Annotated in this window: 16 protein-coding genes, 2 tRNA genes, 1 rRNA gene and 1 other annotated feature; of the genes, 16 read left to right on the top strand and 3 right to left on the bottom strand. The window is 48.5% G+C overall.

Annotated elements, in window-relative coordinates:
- Window positions 1-748 precede the first annotated feature (748 nt).
- From CJ260_RS12005 to rplT, 11 genes are all read left to right on the top strand, one after another.
- On the top strand, window positions 749-2,002 hold the full coding sequence (locus CJ260_RS12005; RefSeq protein ID WP_087478779.1) for a pyridoxal phosphate-dependent aminotransferase: 1,254 nt from the start codon (window positions 749-751) through the stop codon (window positions 2,000-2,002).
- A gap of 63 nt (window positions 2,003-2,065) precedes the next feature.
- On the top strand, window positions 2,066-3,595 hold the full coding sequence (locus CJ260_RS12000) for a sodium:alanine symporter family protein (protein ID WP_095630372.1): 1,530 nt from the start codon (window positions 2,066-2,068) through the stop codon (window positions 3,593-3,595).
- 124 nt (window positions 3,596-3,719) lie between these two features.
- Window positions 3,720-4,520 (top strand): pyrroline-5-carboxylate reductase, encoded by an 801-nt coding sequence (gene proC / locus CJ260_RS11995; protein ID WP_095630371.1) that lies wholly within the window; start codon window positions 3,720-3,722, stop codon window positions 4,518-4,520.
- A gap of 493 nt (window positions 4,521-5,013) precedes the next feature.
- A complete protein-coding gene (locus CJ260_RS11990) occupies window positions 5,014-6,435 on the top strand; it encodes an FAD-binding oxidoreductase (protein ID WP_087478776.1) in 1,422 nt (473 codons plus the stop codon).
- A 194-nt stretch (window positions 6,436-6,629) separates the two neighbouring features.
- Window positions 6,630-7,916 (top strand): nickel-dependent lactate racemase, encoded by a 1,287-nt coding sequence (gene larA, locus CJ260_RS11985; RefSeq protein WP_087478775.1) that lies wholly within the window; start codon window positions 6,630-6,632, stop codon window positions 7,914-7,916.
- 124 nt (window positions 7,917-8,040) lie between these two features.
- The gene (locus CJ260_RS11980) at window positions 8,041-8,742 is read left to right on the top strand and encodes a TerC family protein (RefSeq protein WP_095630370.1); all 702 of its coding nucleotides are present in this window, start codon (window positions 8,041-8,043) and stop codon (window positions 8,740-8,742) included.
- 137 nt (window positions 8,743-8,879) lie between these two features.
- Window positions 8,880-8,956: transfer RNA gene (locus CJ260_RS11975), tRNA-Pro, on the top strand.
- Between the two features lie 70 nt (window positions 8,957-9,026).
- Window positions 9,027-9,118 (top strand) — tRNA-Ser (locus tag CJ260_RS11970).
- Between the two features lie 92 nt (window positions 9,119-9,210).
- Window positions 9,211-9,322 (top strand) — a sequence feature (ribosomal protein L20 leader region).
- A 23-nt stretch (window positions 9,323-9,345) separates the two neighbouring features.
- Window positions 9,346-9,849 carry a translation initiation factor IF-3 gene (gene infC, locus CJ260_RS11965; RefSeq protein ID WP_087478773.1) on the top strand — a complete coding sequence of 168 codons (504 nt, stop codon included), beginning with the start codon at window positions 9,346-9,348 and terminating at the stop codon, window positions 9,847-9,849.
- Window positions 9,850-9,867: 18 nt separating this feature from the next.
- A complete protein-coding gene (gene rpmI, locus CJ260_RS11960) occupies window positions 9,868-10,065 on the top strand; it encodes a 50S ribosomal protein L35 (RefSeq protein ID WP_087478772.1) in 198 nt (65 codons plus the stop codon).
- Window positions 10,066-10,107: 42 nt separating this feature from the next.
- Window positions 10,108-10,458 (top strand): 50S ribosomal protein L20, encoded by a 351-nt coding sequence (rplT, locus tag CJ260_RS11955; RefSeq protein WP_087478771.1) that lies wholly within the window; start codon window positions 10,108-10,110, stop codon window positions 10,456-10,458.
- Window positions 10,459-10,691: 233 nt separating this feature from the next.
- On the opposite strand, the gene CJ260_RS11950 is transcribed toward rplT, so the two are convergent.
- Window positions 10,692-11,402, bottom strand: coding sequence for a YitT family protein (locus CJ260_RS11950; protein ID WP_095630369.1), 711 nt, complete (start codon window positions 11,400-11,402; stop codon window positions 10,692-10,694).
- Window positions 11,403-11,445: 43 nt separating this feature from the next.
- Window positions 11,446-12,414, bottom strand: coding sequence for an alpha/beta hydrolase (locus CJ260_RS11945; RefSeq protein WP_087478769.1), 969 nt, complete (start codon window positions 12,412-12,414; stop codon window positions 11,446-11,448).
- Between the two features lie 184 nt (window positions 12,415-12,598).
- Between CJ260_RS11945 and CJ260_RS11940 the strand changes: the two genes are divergently transcribed.
- Window positions 12,599-13,603: a tRNA-dihydrouridine synthase gene (locus CJ260_RS11940; RefSeq protein ID WP_087478768.1), complete on the top strand. Its 1,005-nt coding sequence runs from the start codon at window positions 12,599-12,601 to the stop codon at window positions 13,601-13,603.
- A gap of 66 nt (window positions 13,604-13,669) precedes the next feature.
- Here CJ260_RS11940 and CJ260_RS11935 read toward each other — a convergent pair whose 3' ends face one another.
- Window positions 13,670-14,530 (bottom strand): LysR family transcriptional regulator, encoded by an 861-nt coding sequence (locus tag CJ260_RS11935; protein ID WP_087478767.1) that lies wholly within the window; start codon window positions 14,528-14,530, stop codon window positions 13,670-13,672.
- Between the two features lie 175 nt (window positions 14,531-14,705).
- Here CJ260_RS11935 and CJ260_RS11930 point away from each other — a divergent pair, with 175 nt between their 5' ends.
- The 4 genes from CJ260_RS11930 to CJ260_RS11915 form a co-directional block, all read left to right on the top strand.
- Window positions 14,706-15,959, top strand: coding sequence for a diaminopimelate decarboxylase (locus CJ260_RS11930; RefSeq protein WP_087478766.1), 1,254 nt, complete (start codon window positions 14,706-14,708; stop codon window positions 15,957-15,959).
- Window positions 15,960-16,172: 213 nt separating this feature from the next.
- Entirely contained in the window at window positions 16,173-16,682 is a 510-nt protein-coding gene (locus CJ260_RS11925) for a hypothetical protein (RefSeq protein ID WP_087478765.1), read from the top strand.
- A 13-nt stretch (window positions 16,683-16,695) separates the two neighbouring features.
- Window positions 16,696-17,208, top strand: a complete 513-nt coding sequence (locus CJ260_RS11920) for a transcription repressor NadR (protein ID WP_087478764.1) — start codon at window positions 16,696-16,698, stop codon at window positions 17,206-17,208.
- Between the two features lie 384 nt (window positions 17,209-17,592).
- Window positions 17,593-17,688, top strand: a 16S ribosomal RNA gene (locus CJ260_RS11915); the annotation flags it as partial.

Raw genomic sequence — 17,688 nt, 5'->3', positions numbered from 1 at the left:
CAGTTTTGAAGGAGCGGCAGCGACGCGCAAAACTGTGCGAATCGCTTATGTCGGGTCCGTGCGTAAGCAGCACATGTCATGAAGAAGTATTCATGTGTGCAGACCCGACTGATAGGTGAGACGACCGTCAGCAGGAGACGTATACATCATGTATGCGTTCTTTTTTTGTATATGGCGGCTTCCTATCCTTCCAGGTTCCTGGGATAAACATAAGCAGGAAACACCGTTTGAAGGAGCGAAGCGACGCGCGTGAGTCGCTTACTTCAAATCGGGACACATGAGATAGAAGAGCGATAGGCCCACGTTGCAAAGGCTACCGATTCGAAGCCCTGATGGAGATACCCTAAACAGATAGACACGACACGTAAACGAGTGTAAGTCGCTTATGTCGGGTCCGTGCGTAAGCAGCACATGTCATGAAGAAGTATTCATGTGTGCAGATCCGACTGATAGGCGCGGCGACCGTTACCAGTAGACGTATACGACATATATGCGTTCTTTTTGTATACCTTCGATTATATAGCTATCTTTCTATCCTTTACAAATCTCCATAGTGCGTATCATCAAAACATGTGATTTAATCATATCATGTATCTGTATAAAACAATATTCTTTTATTTCCCACGCCATCTTATCCATGTTTTTTCTTGTATTTTGAATACATATATCTGATGATTAAGCTTTTATTGTCAGATTGCTTTTCTTGTGGTATAAATGTGTATGTAATAAAAAAGAGGAGTTGATTGTTATGGTAAAAAGCGTCGCTGCACCTCAGGCCAAAGGCAAGAGTGCAGAAGATAAAATTTTTGGAGCTAACAATCGGGCTGTTGCCTTAGCTGAAACCTTAGGGGCAGACAAGGTTATTAATGGCACAGTCGGCTCTATTTTGGACGAAGACGGCAATTTGGTCATGCTTCACGTGGTAGAAGAAGCGTTCAAGGCCTTGACGCCGAAAGAAATCGTGGCGTATGCGCCGATTCAGGGGTATCCTGATTATTTGGATGCAGTTATTGACCAATGCTTTGGCGAATCCCGTCCGGAAGGCTACATCCGCGCTTGCGCAACCTCCGGCGGTTCCGGCGTCCTCCATCACGTCATTCATAACTATTCCGAATGGGGCGACGACATCCTGACCAGCGACTGGCATTGGGGTGCCTATGGCTCCATGTGCAATGACAACGGCCGCCATCTGCGGGAATTTGAATTGATCGGCTCAGACGGAAAATTCAATTTCGCCAGCTTTAAGGAACATGTAGAAGACATGGTGGCAAAGCAGTACAATACGGTTATCATCATGAATTCGCCGGCGAACAACCCGACGGGCTTTGCCTTGTCCTCGGATGATTGGGATACGGTATTGGCTTTCTTGAAAGACGTCGTTGCCGGTAAGGATAAAAATATTATTCTCGTTCCTGACGTTGCATATTTAGACTACAGCGGAGAAAAGAAAGAATGCCGCAAGTTCTTCAAGAAATTTGGAAACTTGCCGGATAATATTCTCGTCGTAGTTGCTTATACATGCAGCAAAGGCTTTACCATGTATGGTCAGCGCATGGGCGCTATGATCTGCGTGACGGCTAACGAAGATATTGCTAACGAATTTGTAGCTATTAATCAGTATACAAGCCGCGCAACCTGGTCTAATTCCAACAGCGCCGCGATGAAAGCCATGGCTAATATTTGCAAAGATCCGGCTAAAGTCGCCGAATTAGACGCCGAACGGGCTAAATACTTCGCCCTTATTAAAGAACGGGCCGATATCTTCATGAAAGAAGCGCAGGAATGCGGTCTGAAATACCTGCCGTACTTGTCTGGCTTCTTCATCACCATTCCTATGGAAGGTTCTCAGGCTGTCTGCGATTTGCTGGAAAAGGAAAATATCTTCTTAGTTCCCCTTGGCAAGGGCGTTCGCCTCGCCGTTTGCTCCGTATCTAAAGCCAAAATCACGGGGCTGGCAGCTAAAATTAAATCTGCTGTAGAAGCAACGGGCGCAAAACAATAATCACGTCTATGCAGGCCGGTATAGGATGTTACTATACCGGCTTTTTCTATGAGGGGGATGGGCATGAAGGAGTTTTTTGAACAACTAAATTCGGTTCTTTCTATCGTAGCGGCTATATCTGATTTTTTATGGGAAGTTCCGACAAATTGGGAGTGGTATAAAGCCATTCCCGTATTCGGCAGTTTTTCGCTGGCTGTTATTGTCTTGGTTGGCACGGGGATTTATTTTTCCATCCGATTGGGCTTTATCCAAGTCCGGCAGTTTAAAAGAGGGATGAATCTCTTGATTCACCGCCGCGCCGCTTCGACGGGCATATCGCCGCTGGCTGCGTTTTTCCTGAGCTCGGCTATGCGCGTCGGGCCGGGAAATATTCTCGGCGTGACAGGGGCCATTTCCGTCGGCGGTCCAGGTGCGTTGTTTTGGATGTGGGTTTCTGCGTTCTTTGGAATGGCTATGGCCTATACGGAAGCGACGCTGGCTCAGCTCTGCAAGGAACGAAAGGGAGAGGAGTTTGTCGGCGGCATGCCCTTCTACGGCCGGCGGCTGTTGGGAAATAAGGCGTGGATCGGTACGATATTATCAGGCGTTTATATTTTCTACGCCATGTTTTGTCTGCCGGCGCAGTCCTTTAACGTCGTGTCTTCGATCGGTGCTATGGGCGAGCTGGCGGCAGGCCATCCCATTGCGGCGATGTCGGCCTTTTACGTGGCGGCGGCGTGTATCGTCCTGCTCGTAGCGGCTGTTATGGCTTTTGGGGGAATCAAACGGGTATCCAGCGCGAATAATAAGCTGGTTCCCATTATGGCGGTCGTGTATGTCGTGACCGTATTGGCCTTGGTTTTTGCCAATGTAAACAGCGTGCCCTATTTCTTCAGCGCTGTCCTAGGCGGAGCCTTTCAGCCGGATGCCGTATTTGGCGGCTTGTTTGGTACCGTATTGGTACAGGGGATAAAAAGGGGATTGATGTCCAACGAAGCCGGCCAGGGGACGATTACGATGTCGGCGGCTGCAGCCGACGCCAAGCATCCCTGTGAGCAGGGGATGATTGCCGCCTTGGGAGTGCTATTAGATACGCATGTGATTTGCACGATGACAGGTTTTGTCGTCATTATGGCCCATGCCTGGACTGCGGCTCCGGAAGCCTGGGCCGCGGCGGGGCAGCTGCCTAAATTCTTGTTGTCCGTTCATGTATTGACGCCGTCGGGCATTACATCGGTCATCTTGTTTTTGTTGGCGTTGTGCTTCGGCTTATTTGCGTATACGACGATGATTGGCATGATCACCTTTTCTGAAATTGCCGTCAACCGCATCAGCCGCAGCCGTTTTGCCGCCAACTTTGTCCGGTCCTTAGGGATCGTCGTTTCGGCCTTCGGCATTACGGTGCAGCTGGCAGGATATGACTTGAGCAACTTATGGGCCTTTTCCGACTTGGCCAATATCGTGCTGGTATACATCAACGTCCCCCTGCTGTACCTCGGCTTCCGCCACGTATTAAAGGCGACAGCTCATTATACGGCGACGGATGGTTCGGCCTTTTCGGAAACGGTTACAGAACTGGCTTCTTCATATTGGCGTGAACGGCCCGTAAAATAATGGGTAAGGCATTGAAATTTCTGTCAGAAATGCCGATATTTTTCTTTATGACGGCGGAAGTTTTATATACAATAGAGGTAAGCTGCAACAACAGACGCCATAAAACAGAAAGAAGGTAGAAATCATGTTTAAGACTATCGGAATTTGCGGTACCGGCAATATGGGCCGGGCCATTGTAAAAGGATTAGCTGCATCCGGATTGGTAGAACCGGGGAATATCCTGTTATACAATATTCACAGCGCAAAAGCGCAGGCCTTAGCCGATGAAACGGGCGCCTCCGTCGTTTATTCCGCGGCGGAGTTAGCCGAACGTTCGCAAGGGCTTATTATGGCAGTCAAGCCGCACATCCTGCCGTCGTCGTTGGAAGAAGTACGGGACTACGTGAAAGACGATACGGTGATTATTTCGATTGCCGCCGGCCTGACGCTGGACCGTTTAGCGGGATGCCTGCCGGAACGGGCTAAGATCGTCCGCGTAATGCCCAATACGCCGTCGATGGTCGGCGAAGGCATGGCCTCCGTATCGCCGAACGCCTATGCGGCGGAAGATGACGTACAGGCCGTGCTCGATATATTCCGCAGCTTCGGAAAGGCTGAAATCATGGAAGAACGCTTGATTGACGCCGTATGCGGCGTCAGCGGCAGCGCTCCGGCTTACGTATATATGTTTATCGAAGCCTTGGCAGACGGCGCCGTGCTGGAAGGAATGCCTCGCCATACGGCCTATACCTTTGCCGCTCAGACCGTATTAGGTGCAGCCAAGATGGTGCTGGAAAGCGGCATGCATCCGGGAAAATTGAAAGACGACGTATGCTCGCCCGGCGGTACGACGATAGAGGCAGTATTAGCTCTGGAACAGAGGGGCTTCCGGGCGGCCGTTGCAGAAGCGGTCATTGCGTCAGCGGAAAAGAATAAAACGATGTAGACTATATATACTTTTAACGATAAAACAACATGCCATATTGCCGATGGCGTGCTGTTTTTTTGACAGGGACTCACAGCATAAAAAGTGTATGCTATTTAATGAAAAATGAATAATGAAAATTACATAAAGTCATGTATTATTTGAGAAAAAAATCACATACCTTAAAATATTATGAGTAATGATGTAGATTTTAAAAATAAAACGTTAGCATGATATAATGTAATAACTGACCGATTCATAATTCGAAAGATATATGTGTGAAATGTCTAAATGTAATTTACACTTTGTAATGAATGCGGTATAATAAGACACGAAAGAGGGAAAGAACTGAGATATACTATTAAAGTTATTTTTCCTCGAAAACGCTGGTTACGTTGTATAAGATTCCGTTACGGCGGAATTTTGACAGGCAGCAATCACGCGCTCTTTATACCGGAAACGGTTAAAGTGATAGATGTCAGTCATCATTATTTTATGTTGGAGGTTATGTATTATGGCAAAAGGTAAAGTTACACCGGAACTTATTGAAGAGTTCAAAAAAATCGTTGGCGAAAAATTCGTGTATACGGATGCTGACAAGCTCGAACCGTATTCTCATGACGAAGTAACCGACCCCCATTATATGAAGATGCCTCAGGTCGTTGTATTGCCGGCTACGACGGAAGAAGTTTCCAAAGTCGTTAAACTGTGCTATGACAACGATATCGTAATGGTACCGCGTGCAGCCGGCACAGGCTTGGCAGCTGGTGCTGTTGCTACGTTCGGCGGCGTTATCATTTCCATCGAACGCATGAACAAAATCCTCGAAATCGACAAACAGAACATGGTTTGCGTTACAGAAGCGGGCGTTACGACGACTGTTCTCCAGAACGCTGTTAAAGAAGAAGGCCTCTTCTACGGCGGCGACCCCTGCAGCGGGGACTCCTGCTTCATCGGCGGCAACGTTGCAACGAACGCCGGCGGCAACCGTGCTGTTAAATATGGCGTAACCCGCGATCAGGTTATGGGTATCGAAGTCGTTACTCCGAGCGGCGAAGTCGTTACATTGGGCGGCAAATTCCGTAAAAACGCAACGGGCTACATGCTCATGCACTTGTACATTGGTTCTGAAGGTACCCTCGGCATTATCACAAAGATTTACCTGAAATTGGTTGCTTTGCCGAAATACCAGATGGACCTCTTGGCAGTATTCGACAATCTCGACGACGCTATCGCATTGACGCCGAAGATCATGAATGCTGGTATTACTCCGGTCTGCGTAGAATTCATGGACAACGCTTCCATCAAGCAGGTTGAAATCTTCTTGAACGAAAAACTGCAGCATTCCGATATCGGCAACTACATCATCGTTCAGATTGCCGGCGACAGCGAAGATATCCTCGACGAACAGTGCGAAAAGATCGACGAATTGGCTCGTGAAAACAATGCCCTCGACGTATTGGTTGCTAACCCGGCTGTTATCTGGAAATCCCGTAAAGCATACCTCGAAGCTGACCGCGCTCGCAGCTTAGTATTCTCCATGGAAGATATCGTTGTTCCGATGACCGATATTCCGCAGGCTGTACAGCAGATCTCCCGCTTGGCTGACAAATACAACGTAGCTATGCACTGCGCTGGCCACTGCGGCGACGGCAACGTTCATATCGACATCCTGAAAGATGACCGTACGCAGGAAGAATGGGAAGAAATGCTTCCGCAGATCCAGAGCGAAATTTACGAACTCGTATACAACCTGGGCGGCCGTCTCTCCGGCGAACACGGCATTGGCTACAAACGCGCTGCATTGATGTCTAAATACACGAACCCGATCGAAATGAAGCTGATGAAAGCTGTTAAGAAAGCTCTTGACCCGAAGAATATCATGAACCCGGGCAAAGTTGTCAGCATCAACGACGAAGTTCCTGTAGAAGAATAATCTAAAAGTTCATAACTGAGATATATACAAAAGGTAAAACCGGTTTCGGTTTTACCTTTTGTAGTATACGGACTATTTTCAAAATGGACGTATTGAGCCATTATAATGAGAATGTATATTATTGCTAAAACAATAAGTGATGAATTTCGACAATTATACATGGTTGTTGGAATACAGAAAGGGTGAATTGCATCATGAAAAACTTTTCAATTCCTTTTGGTAAGGAAAAGATTACCTTTTCTCTGCCAGATGAACAAGTCGCAGGTGTACTGCTGTCTCATGCCCATGAATATAAAGCGCCGAAATCGGAAGCGGAATTGGTAGCCGACGCGTTGGCAAATCCAATTGGCAGCCCGAAATTAAGCGAGCTGGCCAAAGGCAAAAAGACGTGCACGATCATATCCAGCGACCATACGCGACCCGTCCCGAGCCATGTTATCATGCCGCAGCTGCTGGCTGAATTGCGGAAGGGGAATCCGGATATCGCCATTACGATACTGATTGCTACGGGGATGCATCGTCCTACGACGCATGAAGAGCTGGTAGCGAAATACGGCAAGGAAATTGCCGATCATGAAACATTCGTCATCCATGACAGCCGTAAGGATGAAGATATGGTCAGTATCGGCACCTTGCCGTCTGGCGGCGAATGCCTCATCAATAAAGCGGCGGCTCATACGGATTTGCTTATTGCTGAAGGATTTATTGAACCTCATTTCTTTGCCGGTATGTCAGGCGGCCGCAAATCCGTCCTTCCGGGCATTGCCAGCAAGATTACGGTACTGGCAAACCATTGCTCGGAATTTATCAACAGCCCCTATGCCCGCACGGGCGTATTGGAAGGCAACCCGATTCATCAGGACATGCTGTACGCTGCCAAAGCCGCTAAATTAGCCTTTATCTGCAACGTCGTAATCGACGCTGATAAGAAGGTCATTGCAGCCTTTGCCGGAGACAGTGAAAAGGCTCATTACGCCGGCGTTGACTTTGAAATGAAGCTTGCTGGCGTGAAACCTGTGCCGGCAGATATTGTCGTTACGACAAACGGCGGATATCCGCTGGATCAGAATATTTACCAGTCTGTCAAGGGCATGACTGCTGCGGAAGCGACATGCAAAGAAGGCGGTGTTATCATTGACGTATCGGCTTGCTCCGACGGCCATGGCGGCGAAGATTTTTACAACACGCTGAAGGATGCGGCGGACATACAGAAAGCGATGGATGACATCCTGGCCCGCGGCCGGAACGAAACGGTCTTTGACCAGTGGGAATCGCAGATTCTTCTGCGCATGCTGCTGAAATATACCATTATCATGGTAACGGAAGCGCCGAAAGACATGGTAGAAGCTATGCATATGAAATATGCCGCCAGCATTGATGAAGCGCTGGCTATGGCTAAGGCTATTGTCACTGCTAAAGGCGTATCAGAACCGAAAATTACAGTTATTCCCGACGGCGTATCGGTTATCGTTAAAGAATAATCAGATTGGCTGTCATGAGAGAGGCGCTCTTTTGAGGGCGCTTCTTTTCTGCGATTTTACTTGTATTGCCCATCCTTTTCGACTATAATGGAGCTGTTATGTTGTATCATGAGGAGGATGCATTGTGGACGCGTTAGAAGCGACGTTATTATTTGATTTCAGCATTGTGGCCCAGGTTATCTTGATCGACTTGGCCCTTGGCGGCGATAATTCCATCGTCATCGGCATGGCTGCGAAAAACTTGCCGCCCCATTTGCAGAAGAGGGCTATTATATACGGCACGATTGGGGCCATTGTCCTGCGGTTTACCTTGGCCTTTATTGTTTCCTGGCTCTTCCATATTCCCTTCTTGAAGACTGTCGGCGGCATACTGCTCATCGGCATCGGCATCAAGCTCATCGGAGCCCGCAATGAAGAGGAAGATGTGAAAGTCGAAGCGAAGGATTCTCTGTGGGCGGCGGTCCGGACGATTATTCTGGCCGATGCGCTCATGAGCTTGGACAACGTGTTGGGGATTGTTGGCGTTACGGGCAACCACTGGGGACTGCTCATCTTCGGGATGCTCATATCCGTGCCAATTATCATCTTTGGCAGCACCATCGTCGTCAAGGTCATGAACAAGTTCCCCATATTGATGTACATCGGCGGCGCGATTTTGGGCTGGGCTGCCGGCGGCATGCTGGCGACGGACCATTATCTGGCCGAATATGTCTCGTTTATTGCGGCGTATCCGTCGGAAGTCAAGGCGACGCTGCTGGTTGTCACCTTAGCCGGAGGATTTATTTGGAAACACGTCCATAATCGGCAGGACGCAGCTGCCGCATAAGGCGACGGCAAAGGCCGTATCTGCGGACGTACTATGCCGGGAGACAAACTGTAAAAAAAGTTTGCTCTCTCCGGCACATTTTTTATTTTTTTCCTTGACATTTCTCCTGGATGTGGTATTATATACAAGTCAGGTGACGGGGCGTAGCGCAGTTTGGTAGCGCGCTTGGTTCGGGACTAAGAGGTCGCAGGTTCAAATCCTGTCGCCCCGACCATATTTTACACATTGGATGCTGATCCCGAGAGCATCAGAAATTGAATAATGGAAAACAATGTGTAAGCCATGGAGAGCTGTCCGAGCGGCTGAAGGAGCATGATTGGAAATCATGTATAGGGCTAAAGCTCTATCGTGGGTTCAAATCCCACGCTCTCCGCCATAATGAAGAAAGAATCTGTTTCGGCAGGTTCTTTTTTTGTACCTGATTTTTCTTGACAACAGCAGATAAACCTGCTATACTTACATTTGTTGAAAATAAAGCAGAAGCTATCCGCTTCTCACCTTACATGGCTTTCGTGTTACTAAGGTTTATGAGGAATCAGTCGAGCGGATAGTGTTATGCTGTCCGTTCTTTTTTTATGGAGGTGAAAGGCAATTAGTAAGGAATTGCGTATCAACGATCAGATTCGAGCCCGTGAAGTCCGCGTGGTCAGCGATACTAACGAACAGCTTGGTGTAATGTCTCTCCGTTCTGCCCGCCAGATTGCGGAAGAACGCCATATGGATTTAGTAGAAGTTGCACCGAATGGCAAACCGCCCGTATGCCGCATCATGAACTACGGCAAATATCGGTATGAACAGCAAAAACGGGAAAAAGAAGCCAAGAAGAAGCAGAAAGTATTAATCATGAAGGAAGTAAAATTACGTCCTAACATTGAAGATCATGATTTTTACGTCAAGATGAAGGCTGCGCAGCGTTTCTTGAGCGAAGGAAGCAAAGTAAAGGTTACCATCATGTTCCGTGGTCGGGAAATGAGCCATCCGGAGTTGGGCCGAGACCTGCTGATGCGTTTTGCTGATGAGCTCAAAGAAACCGCCCGCGTAGAAAAAGAACCTAAAATTGAAGGCAGAAACATGACGATGGTCATCGCTGCCGTTAAAGGGAAGTAAGAGGAGGATTTATATATTATGCCGAAATTAAAAACACGCCGTGCAGCGGCAAAACGTTTTACAACTACTGGTACTGGTAAATTCAAACGCATGAAACCGTATAAGAGCCACATTTTGGAATCCAAATCTCCGAAACGTAAACGTAACCTGAGAAAAGCTACGCTCGTTTCCAAGACGATGAACGAAGCAGTTCGCAAAATGTGCCCGTACATCTAATAGAAGCTTATATATTTAGTATAGATTTGGAGGAACTTAAGAATGGCTAGAATTAAAGTTGGCGTTACAGCACACGCTCGTCATAAAAAAATCTTAAAAATGGCTAAAGGCTACCGCGGTACCCGCAGCCGTCTGTTCAAAAAAGCTAATGAAAGCGTAATGAAAGCTCTGTTTTACGCTCGCCGTGACCGCCGCGCCAAGAAACGCGAATTCCGTAAATTGTGGATTGCCCGTATCAACGCAGCAGCCCGCGCTCAGGGCATGAGCTACAGCCGTTTCATCTGCGGCCTTACGAAAGCCGGCGTTATCGTTGACCGTAAGATGCTGGCTGACTTGGCTGTCAACGATGCAGCTGCCTTCGCTAAATTGGTAGACGTTGCCAAAGCGCAGTAATTACATATGCCACTTAAAACCGGAGACGTGAGTTTCCGGTTTTTTTGCATATGTGACAACTGCTGCAGCTATTCGTGCGCGTCGTCAATGCGGGCTTTATACTCATGTTGATGACGGGATGGGCGGAGACTATGGCAGAATATACCGTTGTCAATAGAGTATATAAAACCAGGGCGCCGAATGATGATCGTTTCATTCGACGCCCTGTTGTGTGTGGGAAAATATTTTGCATATTAATGCGATGTGGGGCGGCAGGACACGTTAGACGCATGGTGCCGTTTGTTCCAGGCCGCCAATACGGCTAAGGCGGAAATGCGATGAATAAAGGCAAAGCGAATATTCACTAAATTGACGAAACGGCCGACGAGCAGCATAGAAATGATCGTACCGACGCCAAGACCGACGAAATTGCCTATACCGGAAAAAGCAAAGGACATGGAGCAGGCAATCAGAAATAATGTGGTATCGAAGGCAATTTTTACGGTGCCAAAGCGCCAGCGGAATGTCCCGGCAATCGCTTGTACCAAGCCTTCTCCGGGAACCATGAGCACATTAGGAGCCACTTCAATACAAATGCCGAATGCCAGGATTAGACAGCCCGCTAAGAGTGCTGCTAACTTCAATATTAAGACCGTAGGTTCAACCCAGGATAACAGGAACATAAAAAGGTCGATGCAGACGCTGAATAAGGCGACTACGCCGATTTGTAAGAACTGAATCGGGCGGAAGCGTTTTCTGAGGATCAGTATTTGAGCGAGAATAAAAAACATATTCATAATAAAGGTAAACTGCCCGAAGGTTGGCGTGAAATGCAGACACAGGACGTAAGGAACACTGGAAATGGGCGATGTCCCCAGGTCTGCCTTGGTGATTAGGGCTATGCCCAAGGCGTTGATGATAATGCCTAGGACAAAGTAAACATTGCGAAGAAGGAAAATTTTCATATACGTCATCTCGTTTTCTAGTATAGATATGCTGATGCGTCCTTTATTTTAAATGGGCGTCGAAAAAGTCAATGATGAGTTTCATGATTTCCGGCTGTATCCACAGTGCTCCGCCATGACCGGCTCCTTTAACGACATAGCGCTGGGCTTCGACGTTGTGCTGGGCCAAAGCGGCGCGAAGGATTTCCGTCTGGCTGGGCGAAACGACTGTGTCGGCGTCGCCGTGCATCAGGAGGAAGGGCGGCGTTTTTTCTGAAATATAGGAGATAGGGTTGGCTGCGGCGGCGCCTTCGGGATTGGCGTCTATGCCGCCGTCTTTACCGCCGAATACGGGAGAGCCGTTTATCCACAGGGCTTCCGTAGCTGCCGGAGAACGGTGCAGTTCCTGTACATCTGGGCCGTAGTCGGCGCCGATGGCCGTCAAATCCGATACGCCGTATAAATCGACGACGGCCTGTACGTCGCTGGTTTGTTCCAGGTTGTCACCGGAATCAAATTGCCGAGTGCCGCTTGTCGTGCCGGCAAAGGCTGCTAAGTACCCGCCGGCTGAACCGCCCATGACGCCGATGTGCTGCGAGTCAATATGGAACTGGTCTGCATGGGCTCGTAAATACCGGATGGCTGATTTTACGTCCTCCAGCGGAGCCGGAAAGGTCGATGCAGGCGCTATGCGATAGGTGATGCTGGCGACGACGTAGCCGTGCTCGGCCAGTTCGAGGCGCTGCTGGATGTAGCCGTCTTTATTGGCGTTGATAAAGCCGCCGCCGTTGATGTATACGATAGCCGGATAAGGCCCCTCTCCGCAGGGGACAAGGACGTCCATCGTCATGGCTTTGCTGACGTAGCCGCGATCGGGCACCTGAGCATAGACGACGTTGGAAACAAGCTGTACCATTTCTTTGGTTGGACGTACTTCCAGCGGTTGGCTGGTACTGGAAGCGAACGCCGCGCCGCCGACAGAACAGAGAAACAGGCTTAGGGCGAGGGCTTGCGATATCGCTTTTATTTTCATGCGGAATGTTCCTTTCTTTTACCAGATAACAGATATAAGGTTTTAATTAAAACTAAATATATCATACAGAGCGGCTGTACAAATGTCAATATAAGCGTGCCGGGATGTCCATGTATATAAAAAATTGACGGAACGGCGACATCTATATTATGATTAAAAAAAATACATCTGAAGGAGTGAGACTATGAATAGCTTATTTCCCCATGCAGCGGCGCCTCTGGCCGTGGGAAGCAAGACGATGCCCAATCGTATTGTCATACCGCCGATGGCCGATATTATCCAAAAGGTTCCGGGAAATTACGTTACGGAGTATATGCTGCAGCGGTATCAAGCCTATACGGCCGGCAATCCCGGGATGATCGTCGTGGAAGGAAGCAACGTGACGGAAATGCGGGATGTGCGCGAAGCTATCGGGCTGTGGAAGGACGATTTCATTCCCCCTTTGCGGCGGCTTGCTGAGATAGTCAAGGCCGGCGGAGCCGTCGGTTTAATCCAGATTTCCAACGTCGGTTTGAAAGTGATGGACGAAAATTCCATTGCCGATATCAGCAGGGAACAATTTTTATCCTATAAAGAGGATTTTATCCGGGCGGCAGTCCGCTGTCGTGAAGCGGGCTTTGACGGTGTCGAATTACAAGGCGCTCATGGATACTATCTCTGCCAGGTTATCGAGACGAGCGCGCGCGATGACGAATACGGCGGTTCCTTTGAAAATCGTATCCGCCTGCTCGTCGAATTAGTTCAGGATATTAAAAAAGCCTGCGGATCGGACTTTATCGTGTCCGCCCGCATAGGCTATCCGACGATAGACGGATTGATTGACCTGGCGAAGGCTTTAGAAAGCGCCGGCGCAGATCTGCTGAGCATTTCTACGGGGACGAAAAATTACGATGTGCCCGACGATTTTCCCCTCGACAATAAGATATACGCCGCGTCGCGCGTTAAGCAAGCCGTGCAGATTCCGGTCCTGGCGGTGGGAAATATCAAGAGCGGCGAAGAATGCGAATTGATTCTGAAAAAAGGATACGCCGACTGCATTGCCGTAGGCCGGTGCCATTTAGCTGACCCGGCGTGGTCCGGAAAAATATTGGCGGGACAGGAACCGGTGCCCTGCCGGCGCTGCAAGCCGTGCCGCTGGTTTAAAGATAGTTCGCAATGCCCGGCCCGCAACGAGCGGGAGCACGCATAAATATGTAATACTGCACAAAAATAAGAGCCTCTATGGGGCTCTTATTTTTGTGTGGAAATGAAAGTTTTACGGCTGCAGCAGAAAGGCTTCCAGCGAATCGGGGACGTTGCCGGGGCTGCGGGTAATATAGTAGCTGTCGACCTTTGGCGGTGCAAAGTCGAGGAGCGGAATCGCCCGCAGCTTTCCCAGCAGCAAATCGTCTTCAATGAGGCTGCGGGGAAGGAACGTATACCCCAGCCCTTCGGCTACATATTGGGGCAGCTTGGTGCTGTTGTCGATTTCCATAGGGAAGCGGTGATACCGGGGAAACAAGTCCTGAATATACAGGCCGACTCCCTGCAGGGCGAAATTGCAGAATAAATAATTGATCTTTTGCAGGTCGCTTTTATAGATGCCGGAAGCGTATTCCTTATCGTCGGCCTGACAGACGAGGACCAGCGTATCCGTGCGGTAGGGCTGGCATATATAGCCGTCGCGGAAGATGGCGCTGAATGAAAATACGGCGTCCAGCATGCCGTCCTGCAATTTTTGCAGCATGTCGAGGGTATGGCTGATCGTCACGCCGAGGGATATGTCCGGGTTCGTATGCAAGTAGGCCCGGATTTTTTTCTGTAAATGACACTCATAAATCGTATTTGTCGTACCGATATTGATTTTTTTGGCATACGTAGGAGAGGCCTGCACATCTTGCAGCGCCGCAGTTTCCAATTCGATAAAACGCTGGGCGTATTCGAGAAATTTCAAGCCGGCCGGCGTCAGGTCGACTTGCTTGTGATTGCGGATAAACAAGGCGACGCCCAGTTCCGTTTCCAAGTCGCGGATGCGGTTAGTTACGGTCGATTGGGCGACGAAGAGCTGCTGCGCCGTCTTGGTAAAATTCTTTATTTCCGCTAAGGTGATAAAGGTGCGAAGTGTCGTAGTATCCATGAGGTAGTCCTTTGCTTTATAATTTGAAATGCGAATTGATTAAATTAGAATAATCTATTTTACAAATTGCCTATGGCTATTATATAATATTAGCCGTAAGGAAGCAATGAATTGAAAGTATGTTTCATTTATAATTTTACTATTATGTTGTATATATAAAATGGAGTTGAATGTAATGAACAAGAAAACAGTACCGTTTACGGAACAGCAGATTCGCGACATTATCGCTAAATATCCTACGCCCTTTCATATTTATGATGAAAAAGCCATTGTCGACAACGTGCGGAAGCTGATCAAGGCTTTTTCCTGGGCTCCGGATTTCAAGGAATATTTTGCAGTCAAGGCTACGCCGAATCCCTATCTCATGAGACTTCTTCAGGCCGAAGGCGTCGGCGCGGACTGCAGCTCTATGGCTGAATTGGTATTGTGTGAAAAGGTCGGCATTACAGGCCACGATATCGTATTTTCTTCCAATGATACACCGTACGAAGAATACAAGAAAGCGATGGAATTAGGCGCTCTCATCAACTTGGACGATATTACGATGATTGAGTATTTGGAAACATACGGCCCGCTGCCGGAATGGATTTGCGCCCGTTACAATCCCGGTCCGCTGCTGAAAGAAGGCAACGCCATCATCGGTACGCCGGAAGAAGCAAAATACGGCATGACGCGCGAACAGATTTTTGAGGCATTCCGTATTCTGAAAGAAAAAGGCGTTAAGCATTTTGGCCTCCATACGATGGTCGTTTCCAATGAATTGAACGTCAACGGCTTAATCAACACAGCTAAAATGATGTTTGAATTGGCTGTAGACGTACAGAAGAACGTCGGCATCGACATCGAATTTCTCGATTTCGGCGGCGGCATTGGATTGCCCTACAAACCGGAACAGTCCTTCATCGATTATGATGAACTCAGCAAGGGCATTCAGGCTCATTACGAAGAAATCATGGTTCCGGCCGGTCTCGGCAATATCCGCATGTCTTTTGAATGCGGCCGCGCCATTACAGGTCCTTACGGTTATCTCGTCACGACGGCGATTCACCATAAACATATCTGGAAGGAATACATTGGCGTCGACGCCTGCATGGCTAACCTCATGCGTCCCGGCATGTACGGTTCGTATCACCATATCACTGTCATGGGCAAGGAAAACGCGCCGAAGGATCATATCTATGACGTATCGGGATCGCTCTGCGAAAACTGCGATAAATTTGCTATCGACCGGGCCCTTCCGGAAATTAACGACGGCGACGTCCTCGTCATTCACGATACAGGCGCTCACGGCCATTCCATGGGCTTTAATTACAACGGCAAGCTTCGTTCGGCAGAACTGCTCCTCCATGCCGACGGCAGCGTAACGCAGATTCGTCGTGCCGAAACGCTGGATGATTTGTTTGCTACATTAGACTTCTCCAATTTATAATAGGATCTGCTAAGGGCAGTCAAGACCTCGATTTGCGTCGGGGTCTTTTTTTTGTTTGCCTTTATGATTCGTCGCAGTGGCGGAGCAGCCTTTCAGGAGCGAACTGGCGATGCAATAGTATTTAAATTTTATCTGATATACCCTATAATATAAGTATTGATTCCCGGAAAAGAGTGCAAAAACAACATGGAGACTGCAAGGAGAGATGAGCGTATGATTCCTGCATACGATGTGTTAACTGGATTTCAAATTATTATGGCTGGTATCCTTTTTACCTATGCCTGCTATTTTCAAAGACCGAGGAACTGTATGCCCTTTGTCATCGTCATACCCTATATCGTGTTTTTATTGTGGGGGATTGGCATTATATATTATTTTGCCGTATTTTTTGCATTGGCCGTGCTATGGTTTCTGCTAGGAGGCTTGTTCGGCGCTGGGATTTCCGTATATTTTCGCCGGCGTTTTCCCTTAATGCAGGTGTTGGAAGACGGGTATATGATCCAATGTCCGCCGCTGCTGTTGGCGCCGGTTATATTGGTCGCCGCAGTGCTTCTGTTCGGCGGGATTCAGTTTGCAGCCTATGTATTTCCTTTTTTTAGCCAGTCATGGATATTCAATGAAATGATCGGCTTTATTCCGGGAATTTTTTTAGGTTTTTTATGGGGAAGAATTATTTGTATGCTCATCAGGGCGCAAAGCAATAGGGAGCATCGGAAAAGATAAGGAGGCGCGGCGCGTGGATAGTGCAGAAAGAAGAAAGCGCATCGTTCAGATTTTGACAAATGCGAAAGGTGCCGTTACGGGAACGGAGCTTTCGCAGCAGTGTGATGTCAGCCGGCAGATCATCGTCGGCGACGTGGCTATATTGCGGGCAGAAGGCCTGGGCATCGTATCGACGCCGCGGGGCTATCAGCTGATTGGCGATATTCTCCCGGGGGTACAGCATGTATTTGTATGCTGTCATGACATGGAATTGATGCAGGCGGAATTAGAGGCTATTGTGGATAACGGCGGTGTCGTTCATAATGTCGTCATTGAACACGAAGTGTACGGCAATCTGGAAGGTACGCTGAATCTCCGCTCGCGCCGCGACGTCAAACAATATGTCAAAAAGATGAAAGACTCGCAGGCAGAACTCCTAAGCCGGATCAGCGGCGGCATACATACGCATTTGGTGACGGCGGCTTGCCAGGAAGACATAGACGCCATTCAGGAAGCATTAGAATCGCTGGGCGTTTTATATACATAAAGAGATACCGTAAATTAAGCACGTATATACGGTGGCTGCGGCACTGGAAGTCAAATTTGGTAAGGTACAGACGATTGCCGGTTCTGCATATTTGTGAAAAAGGTATTGACAAGAGACTAAAAAGGGGATATACTAAACAAGCTGTTGCGGCAGGGCGCCGCGGCAGGCCGGATAGCCGGTTCGCTTGAAAAGAACTTCAAAAAAAGTGCTTGACAAGCCCGGACGAGTCTGGTAAGATATACAAGTCGTCGCGAGACGGCATGGCCTTTGAAAACTGAACAGTGTGATACGAAACAATACGCCAGAGTGCGAGGTCTTAGCAATAAGATTTCAAAACAGGTATACCAATAATGTAAGTAAGAACGAGCAATCAGCTCTTCACATATCATGGAGAGTTTGATCCTGGCTCAGGACGAACGCTGGCGGCGTGCTTAACACATGCAAGTCGAACGGGAGGACATGGGAAGCTTGCTTCCTATG

Origin of the sequence: Megasphaera sp. ASD88 (genome assembly GCF_002287425.1) — a bacterium.
In the GTDB taxonomy this organism is placed as follows: domain Bacteria; phylum Bacillota; class Negativicutes; order Veillonellales; family Megasphaeraceae; genus Megasphaera; species Megasphaera stantonii.
The sequence above is the reverse complement of the archived record's forward strand: the minus strand, read 5'-3'. Positions and strand labels throughout refer to the sequence as shown.